The organism is Paraburkholderia humisilvae, from assembly GCF_902859855.1.
In the GTDB taxonomy this organism is placed as follows: domain Bacteria; phylum Pseudomonadota; class Gammaproteobacteria; order Burkholderiales; family Burkholderiaceae; genus Paraburkholderia; species Paraburkholderia humisilvae.
Genome location: NZ_CADIKH010000058.1, coordinates 26,367 through 35,041 on the forward strand (window position 1 = coordinate 26,367; position 8,675 = coordinate 35,041).

Consider the following 8,675-nt stretch of genomic DNA (forward strand, 5'->3'; position numbering starts at 1 on the left):
GCCGGTGCGGCCCACCACTCCCGATCTGCTCGAAAGGAACGACCATGACTGACTCGCAAGCGACTTCGAAGGACAACAAGAAGCTGGGGCTGATCGCGATGACGATGCTGGTCGTCAGCGCCATGGTCGGTGGCGGAGTATTTAACCTGCCGCAGAACATGGCACAGTTCGCCTCGCTGGGCGCCGTGCTGATCGCCTGGCTGGTGTCAGGACTCGGCATCTTCTTTCTGGCCCGAACTCTCCAGGTGTTGGCAGACATCAAGCCGGAACTGACTTCGGGGATCTACATGTACTCGCGCACCGGCTTCGGCAAGTACGCGGGCTTCCAGATTGCCTGGGGGTACTGGCTGTCGTCAGCCTTCGGAAACGTGGGTTTCGGCGTGTTGCTGATGGACACGCTTAATGCATTCTTCCCGCCATATTTCAAGGGTGGCAACACATGGCAGGCGATCTTACTGGCCTCAATCCTGTTCTGGATCATGAACTGGCTGGTTCTGCGGGGCATCAAGGGCGCGGCGGCACTCAACATTATCGGCACGGTTGCCAAGTTCATCCCGCTCGCATTTTTCATTCTGATCGTCGCGTTCTCGATGAAGGCGGGACTGTTCGGCAGCGACTTCTGGGGCCATGTGAGCGCTGCGTCGCCCGCAGGCAAGCCTCTTGGCAGCCTCCTCACCCAGGTGAAAAGCACAATGCTGGTCACTCTGTGGGTCTTCATCGGGATCGAAGGTGCGGTGGTGATGTCCGACCGGTCCGACGCGAAGACCGTCAGCCGTGCAACGCTGCTGGGCTTCCTTTCCGTCACCGCAATCTACGTTCTCGTCTCGATCCTGCCGTTCGGCGTCATGTCGCAGGCCAAACTGTCGGCAATTTCACCGCCTGCAATGGCCGCAATCTTGGGCTCGCTGCTTGGCAAGTGGTCCGAATACTTCGTCAACGCGGGCGTCATCATTTCGGTTCTGTCCTGCTGGCTCGTATGGACCATCCTCGTCGCGGAATTGCCGTGGGCCGGAGCCAAGGATGGATCCTATCCGAAGGTGTTCGCCACGACCAACAAAAACGATGCGGCGTCAGTCTCCCTGTGGGTATCCAGTGCGGTGATGCAGGCGATGATGCTCCTCGTCTACTTCTCGAACAACGCCTGGAACGTCATGCTCTCGATCACCGGCGTCATGATTCTGCCCGCATACATCGGATCAACTGGATATCTTTGGAAGCTGATGGCAACCGGACAGTACCCGTCGACGGCGAAGATCGGCAAACCGATGGCGCTGGTCTCCAGTGTCCTCGGCACAATCTACGGCCTGTGGCTGGTGTATGCCGCCGGCTTGCAGTACATGCTTGTCGGTGCGGTGTTCTTCGCACTGGGCAACCTCGTGTTCATTTGGGCCCGCAAGGAACACGCGCCACGCGAGTTTCCGTTTAACAGGATCGAGTTGATTGTGGCCGTGGTACTCGTGGCACTGGGGATCCTCGCGCTGTGGATGCTGTTCACTGGTCATCTGACACAGGTATATAAGCCCTGACGCGCCGGTTGACGAGGACCGGCGCGCGGCGGGATGCGGGGTTGAACGCGGGCGCAAGCGCGCGTGGTGCCACAGAATGACTCATTACCCAAGGTAATTTGCCCGGATGGGTCATCACAAACGCTACCCGACCGATCGAAACAAATTTCACCGAGGTGATTTGATGAAACCACTTATCAAGACCCAAAAAGCCCGGCTTGGCGCATTGCTGAACCAGCAGGAGGCAGCCGCGCGCTCGATCCTGGACCGCGCAGTGGGCCAACGCAACGGCGAACCGCGTGACGAACCCGCAATTCCGGACAGTGGTGATGCTGACCAAGCCTACGCCGAGCAGGTCATTGATAAAGACCTCGCTCTAGCGGAACATTCTGCCCGCGTACTCGAGAGCGTCGCGAAAGCACGTAGCCGCCTGGGCGCGAACACTTACGGTGTCTGCGTCGGATGTTGCGCGGATATTGCCTTCGAGCGACTGATTGCATGTCCGACCGCAACGCGGTGCGAACGTTGCCAGACCCTGTATGAGCACACACATGAAGGGCTATCACATCCGTCCATGTAAGACAGGAACGGGCACTCCAGATCGCGCTGAACGACTGGAGAATGCAAACGTGTCAGTCTCGTTCCAGTGAGTGCGTGAATATTTCAACGCCAACTTCTGGATGATTTGGTGAATTGGCCGTCAGCTGAACCCCGATCTCCTCACCAGAGAGCGACTAGCGCTCGATCAAAGCTGGCGCAGGACGCCGCACGCGTATCGAGGCTTCTGCGGAGACGCAAAGGACTCAGCTATGTGCAAAGGAATCGCCGATGGTCTCGTCGCGTTCCGCGGCATCAGAGAGAAAGAATTCCCGTCTCGCCTCCTCAATCACGCGCCCCACGTAAGCGTCATAGCCCGGATGACCTGGCTCGTCCATATCCCAGTTTCGCTCGTCAGCATCGACCGGGTGGGCCCTCGGCAGCCGGACGGATATTCCAACCTGATCTCTGGCTCCGGGTTGGCCTTGAAGTATTCGCTGATGCACCTCCTGACGGATCTGCTCGGCGGTAAGCACTGTCTTTGGCATGGTGTCCTCCTTCGGAAAAGCACGCAGTCTGCCACGCGATATTCGGCGCCTTCACTTTCGGCGCCCTCACGTCAGTGCACGGGTACAACTGGAGATTGAGACAGGTGCAGTAAACGTGCGAGCCTGGCGTGGTCCGTGTGAAGCTATTCAATAATGTCTCCTATGGCCCCCTGCAATTCCGCTGCACAGTCCTCCGGACGCAAGCATAGCCGTCGCGATCCGGCGTCGGTCGCAAAAATCTGTCCGCCGACCCGATGGCTTTCTCCCCGTTCGATAGTGCTTCGGAGACGTGGCCGAATTCGCGCTTTGACGAAATCGAACGACACCTCCCTCGCGTAGGCAAGTATTCCCAGATCGGGTCGCAGGTGAATTCCCGCGATCCGATCAAGGGCCAACTAAACCATGATATTGCTGAGCGACGTTCGAAGGCAGGCTCGGAAAATACTCATACGCGGGTGCCTCGCGGCAATTCGGCATCCATCTTGCGGCGGCCCGAACGCCTCCGTCTGCGGATGGAATGCTTCCTTTCAATATGGTCCGCAACTGTGGATCAGCCATCTCGACAGCGCAGGAACTCGTGTAACATCAAATTCTGCCTTCCCGGCGTAGACACTCCCCAAGGCAAACAGCAATGCCTGCAGGCCTTCTTCCTCAAGCCGACACGGTTCGACCCCGATCGAGACGGCGACGCTTGCCTGTCAGCCGCCCTCGCGGTGAAGATGCGAGCTTCCCTGTCGTCGGGATAGGCGCGTTGGCAGGCGGCCTGGAAGCCTCCCGAAAGCTGATCGATGCGCTGCCTGCGGATAATGGCATGTCTTTCGTTCTTATCCAGCATCTCGATCCGAGCCACGAAAGCATGATGGTGGACCTGCTCGCCGAGCACACGACGATGCCTGTGCTGCAAGCCACTGACGGCATGCCGCTCGAGCGTGAGCATCTGTATGTCATTGCGCCGGGCACTTATCTTTCTGTCGGCAATGGCGCACTGCACGTCTCGGAACCGGAGGCACGCCATGGGGCGAGAATGCCGTTCGACTTCCTGCTGCACTCGCTGGCCGAGGAATACGGCGCGCGCGCCGTTTGCATCATTCTTTCCGGCACGGGTAGCGATGGAAGCCTTGGCCTCAAGGCAATTGGAGAAAAATGCGGGCTCGTGATCGCGCAGGATCCCAACGAGGCAGCCTACGATGGCATGCCGCGCAGCGCGATCATGACTGACGGCGTGGACCTTGTTCTACCCGTGGCCCGGATTCCTGCGGCTCTCACGGAATTTCGGCGGCGCGCGGCGGCCTCCACCACCACGCAGGATAGCCCGCCAGCGAGAGACGCAAAGCCGGACGGCCTGCCGATCATCATCGATCTGCTGCGCACGAAAACAGGCCACGATTTCACGCTTTACAAGGCGGGCACGCTGCAACGCCGCATCAGGCGGCGTATGGCCTTAGCCGCTATCGAGGCCGACGACATCGGTCGGTACATCGTCATTCTGCGCGACGACGGCGAGGAACTGGAACTGCTGGCCAAGGACCTGCTTATCAACGTCACCGGCTTCTTCCGTGACCCAGAGGTGTTCGATTTTCTGGCGAGAACAATCGTTCCGGAGTTGATAGGCAGCCGGACGGCCGGTCAGTCGCTGCGCATCTGGACAGCCGGATGCAGTACCGGCGAGGAGACCTATTCGCTAGCGATGCTGTTCCGCGAGCAGATCGCAGCGGCCGGCAGCGAAGTCAAACTGCAGATCTTCGCTTCCGACATTGATCCCGATGCGGTCGCACGAGCCCGTGAGGGCGTCTACCCCGAAACAATCGAGGCAGACGTGTCGCCAACACGACTTGCCAGGTTCTTTGCGCCAGAAGATCACCACTACAGGGTATTGCCCGAACTCCGATCGACGGTGGTCTTCACGGTTCACGACGTGCTTGCCGACCCCCCATTCTCACGTCTCGACCTGGTATCATGCCGCAATCTTCTGATCTATTTGCGCCCCGACGCCCAAGCCAGGGTCATGTCGCTGCTCCATTTTTCCTTGCGCGAAGGGGGCATTCTTCTGCTTGGCAGCGCCGAGACGGTCAACGACGTTGAGGGCCGCTTCGAACTCGTTTCCAAGGCTGAGCGCGTTTATCGACACATTGGCCGCAGCCGGTTGGGTGACTTCGGGCTTTCAGTCGGCAGCCGTGAAGCCGTCCCCCTTCCTGCACTCGAAGAACTAGCCCGTCATGCGCGTCCGCGCGAGGCGGCGATCGCAGAGCTGTGTCGACGGCTGGTGATTGAGACCTACGCGCCGACCGCAGTCCTGATCAACCGAAGTTACGAATGCCTCTATTTCCTTGGACCCACGGACCGCTATCTGCGCGTCGCGCCAGGTGCCCCCACACATGACCTGCTCGCGATGGCGCCCGACGGGATACGCACTCGCCTGCGATCCGCCCTCCAGCAGTCCAGCCAGGGGAATGTCCGCGTCACGGTGAAGGGAGGGACGACGACCCACGATGGCAAGGTTGTCCCCTTCAATATCGACGTGCAGCCGGTGATGAGCGACGGCGAAAGCCTGATACTGATCGGCTTTGTCGACCTGCCTGAGCACGTGCTCGCACAAACGCTCCCGATTACGCCGAAAGAGCTTTCGAGGATCGCCGAGCTTGAACATGAACTCGAAGCGACCCGGTCCGAACTGCAGGGCGCCATCCGTAACCTTGAAGTCTCAAGCGCAGAGCAGAAAGCGATCAATGAAGAGGCGCAGTCGGTTAACGAAGAATACCAGTCGACGAATGAGGAGTTGCTAACCTCTAAAGAGGAATTGCAGTCGCTCAACGAGGAGCTCACCGCGCTCAACAGCCAGCTCCAGGAAACGCTGGACCGGCAGCGCACGACCTATAACGATCTGCAAAATGTTCTGTACAGTACCGATGTCGCGACGCTTTTCCTCGACACGGATCTGAATATCCGCTTCTTCACGCCGGCCACAAAATTGCTGTTCAGTGTTATTCCTGGCGACATCGGCCGGCCATTGGCCGACCTGAGAGCACTCGCTGCCGACGGTGCACTACTGGCGGACGCCCGAACGGTGCTGCAGACGGCGGTACCCCTCGAGCAGGAGATTGAAGCGCGCAGCGGCGTCTGGTTTATCCGCAGGATCCTGCCTTACCGTACGCATGACAATGGCGTGGAAGGCGTCGTCATCACGTTCACCGACATTACCGAGCGAAAACTCGCGGCGAAGACTCTGGAAGACGCACGGCAGCTGGCTGAGCAGGCCAATGTCGCCAAATCGCGGTTTCTGGCCGCCGCGAGCCACGACCTGCGCCAGCCGCTCCAGACGCTGGCGCTGCTTCACTCGCTTCTGCCGAAACTGGTTCAGGGAGACGAGGGCCAGAGAATCATCGCCCGGCTTGACCAGACGCTGGCCGCCATGTCGGGCATGCTGAACACACTACTCGACATCAACCAGATCGAGGCCGGTACGGTCCGCGCCGAAATCGTCAGCTTCCCGGTCAACGATCTACTGGTCCCTCTGAGGGACGAGTTCTCTTATCAGGCAGAGGCGCAGGGGATCACCCTTCGTGTTGTGCCCTGCCACCTGTCGGTACGAAGTGACCCGCGGCTGCTCGATCAGGTGATCCGCAACCTGCTCGCGAATGCACTGAAATACACCCCACGCGGCAAGGTGCTGCTTGGTTGCCGCCGACATGAAGGGATGGTGAGCATCGAGATATGGGACACCGGAATCGGCATTCCGCCCAATGAACTCGACGCCATCTTCGATGAGTACCATCAACTCGACAATGCCGCGCGCGAGCGGCATCGCGGGCTCGGTCTCGGCCTCTCGATCGCCCGTAGTCTGGCGCATCTGATGGGTCATCGCATTCGCGTGCGCTCCCAGCCACGCAAAGGCTCGGTCTTCACGATCGAAGTCGGGCACTCCATGGGCGAAGCGACCCCGAGCCATGCATCCCGCAGGCCGGTTTCCCCTGAGGGCGCGGTCGAGGAAGTTCATCGAACTGGGGCGATCCTGGTCGTCGAGGATGACCCCGAAGTGCGCGGCCTGCTTGAGGTCCTGCTGACGGACGAAGGCCATCGCGCGGCAGCCGCACCTGACGGAATCGCGGCGATGGCATGGGTGACACGCGATACGTTCCGGCCCGATCTGATTCTGGCTGATTACAACTTGCCAAACGGGATGGATGGACTGCAAGTTGCCGCGAAGATAAGAGAAGCTCTTCATCGACAGATCCCCGTCATCATCCTGACGGGTGACATATCGACAGGAGCCTTGCGTGCCATCGCGCGCGAAAACTGCGTGCAATTCAACAAGCCGGTGCAGTTGGTGGCGCTAACCCAGAGCATCCAGCATCTGCTGGCCGCGCTACCGCCGTCCCCGCCAGCCATCACGCCACATCTCATCGAGATGGCGGGCGACCAGGGACCGCCTGTCATCTTCGTCGTCGATGACGACAGCCACGTGTGCGAGGCGATCCGGGCCGTACTTGAGGAAGACGGCCAGACGGTCGAAACCTACGAGAGCTGCGAGGTATTCCTCGCGAGCTACTCTCCAAGGCGCGAAGCCTGTCTGCTGATCGATGCCTACCTGCCGGCCATGAGCGGGCTCGAATTGCTGGAGCGACTCCGGGACACGAGGCAGCCGTTGCCAGCCATCATGATCACTGGCCATAGCGACGTTTCGATGGCGGTGAGGGCGATGAAGGCAGGTGCTGCGGATTTCATTGAAAAACCGATCGGCCGTATCGAACTGCTCGACAGTATCAAGCGCGCGTTCGAACAGTCGCGGGATTCGAACAAGCTGCTTGCGTGGCGCGAAAGGGCGGCGCGGCACGTCGCCAGCCTCACGCAGAGGCAACGCCAGATCATGGACCAAGTTCTGGCTGGCCAACCGAGCAAGGTTATCGCAGCGGACCTCGGCATCAGCCAACGCACGGTTGAGAACCACCGTGCCGCCATCATGAGGAAAACGGGATCGACGTCTTTACCCGCGTTAGCCCGCCTCGCGCTCGCAGCTGCCTGGAACGACGCCGAAGCGAAACTCGTTCGGGACGAAGTTGCCGGCGCAGCGGCGAGGCGAATAGACGGAGGGTAATTTCCGAGCCTGATATGACTGCCGCGACGAACCATGGTCTGCGTCCAGAGTCACTGTCGTTTGGATGACAGTTCGGCCATACGACGGTCAGGTAGAGAACTTCCGTCTCATTTCCGCGCAGTTTTCGCCCGCAGCATCGTCCGGCCACCCCGTGCAATTCAGACCAACAGTCGTCTGTATGGAGCAAGCGAAAATCTGGAATCGAACCTGGTACAAGGCGCTGCACTATCCTGAGGGCAGCCACGCGGATAGCGTGTGAACATTGGAGACGTTGATGGAGCATACGTATTTTCGCCTGCTGCATTTGCTTGCCGGACATCCGGCAGGGTCGCTCATGGTGATTTTCCTGGCGGCATTCCTGGAAGCTCTCGCTGTAATCGGTACCTTCATTCCAGGTAGTACCGCGATTTTCGTAGCAGGCGCTCTCGTGGGAACCGGAGCCCTGAGCCTTGAGTGGGTGCTCGCGTGCACGATTGCTCGGCAACTTCGTGCAGCCCTGCCTGCGTGGTCATAGACTTCCAGATGCTAGGAATCGACGGGCTCGAACTACAGCGTCGCTAGGCCCCGACTGGCGTGCCCATTATCTTCATTACCGGGCACGACGATCCGCGCATTCGAGAGAAAGCGCTTGCGTTAGGTGCCGCGGCTTATCTGCAAAAGCCGTTCAACAACGCCCTATTGATTTGCGCCGTAGAAGTGGCGCTAACGCCAGAAGACACATCGCCCTCTACCCGCTGAATGCCCGGCTGAAAGCTTGATCTTCCCATACGTGCGCAGAAGGTAGCAGTGCCGAAAAGAGCGGCATGCGTCCACCGCCTCTGGCCGTACGCGGGACATGAGGAGTCATGGGCTGCAGCCGCGGGGTAGACATTTGTGCGACTGCTTATTGACCTTTCCATAAATCATGACGTCACCACAAGGTTGCCTGAATCCAGCACGCGGCGATGATCGAAGGTCGGTGCTGAGCGCTTTTGAGCTTGTTGCGAGCGACGG

At 59.7% G+C, this 8,675-nt stretch carries 5 protein-coding genes and 1 pseudogene; 5 read left to right on the plus strand and 1 reads right to left on the minus strand.

Annotation, left to right across the window (positions count from 1 at the left end; all coding sequences use genetic code 11):
* The first annotated feature begins 44 nt into the window (after positions 1–44).
* Both HV796_RS33725 and HV796_RS33730 read left to right on the plus strand, forming a co-directional pair.
* On the plus strand, positions 45–1,526 hold the full coding sequence (locus tag HV796_RS33725) for an amino acid permease (protein ID WP_175232231.1): 1,482 nt from the start codon (positions 45–47) through the stop codon (positions 1,524–1,526).
* A gap of 163 nt (positions 1,527–1,689) precedes the next feature.
* Entirely contained in the window at positions 1,690–2,085 is a 396-nt protein-coding gene (locus tag HV796_RS33730) for a TraR/DksA family transcriptional regulator (RefSeq protein WP_175232232.1), read from the plus strand.
* 223 nt (positions 2,086–2,308) lie between these two features.
* Here HV796_RS33730 and HV796_RS33735 read toward each other — a convergent pair whose 3' ends face one another.
* Complete coding sequence (locus HV796_RS33735) at positions 2,309–2,590, minus strand: hypothetical protein (protein ID WP_175232233.1); 282 nt, start codon at positions 2,588–2,590, stop codon at positions 2,309–2,311.
* A 631-nt stretch (positions 2,591–3,221) separates the two neighbouring features.
* Between HV796_RS33735 and HV796_RS33740 the strand changes: the two genes are divergently transcribed.
* From HV796_RS33740 to HV796_RS45970, 3 genes and pseudogenes are all read left to right on the plus strand, one after another.
* Complete coding sequence (locus HV796_RS33740) at positions 3,222–7,682, plus strand: CheR family methyltransferase (protein ID WP_175232234.1); 4,461 nt, start codon at positions 3,222–3,224, stop codon at positions 7,680–7,682.
* A gap of 274 nt (positions 7,683–7,956) precedes the next feature.
* A pseudogene (locus tag HV796_RS44365) lies at positions 7,957–8,160 on the plus strand (phosphoesterase); the annotation flags it as partial.
* Between the two features lie 95 nt (positions 8,161–8,255).
* Entirely contained in the window at positions 8,256–8,420 is a 165-nt protein-coding gene (locus HV796_RS45970) for a response regulator (RefSeq protein ID WP_175232235.1), read from the plus strand.
* Positions 8,421–8,675 lie beyond the last annotated feature (255 nt).

What these genes read in the sequence shown, in the direction of transcription:
- HV796_RS33740 (WP_175232234.1), top strand. Translation starts at nt 3,222, where the DNA reads ATGCCTGCAGGCCTTCTTCCTCAAGCCGACACGGTTCGACCCCGATCG.
- HV796_RS33730 (WP_175232232.1), top strand. Translation starts at nt 1,690, where the DNA reads ATGAAACCACTTATCAAGACCCAAAAAGCCCGGCTTGGCGCATTGCTG.
- HV796_RS33725 (WP_175232231.1), top strand. Translation starts at nt 45, where the DNA reads ATGACTGACTCGCAAGCGACTTCGAAGGACAACAAGAAGCTGGGGCTG.
- HV796_RS33735 (WP_175232233.1), bottom strand. Translation starts at nt 2,590, where the DNA reads ATGCCAAAGACAGTGCTTACCGCCGAGCAGATCCGTCAGGAGGTGCAT.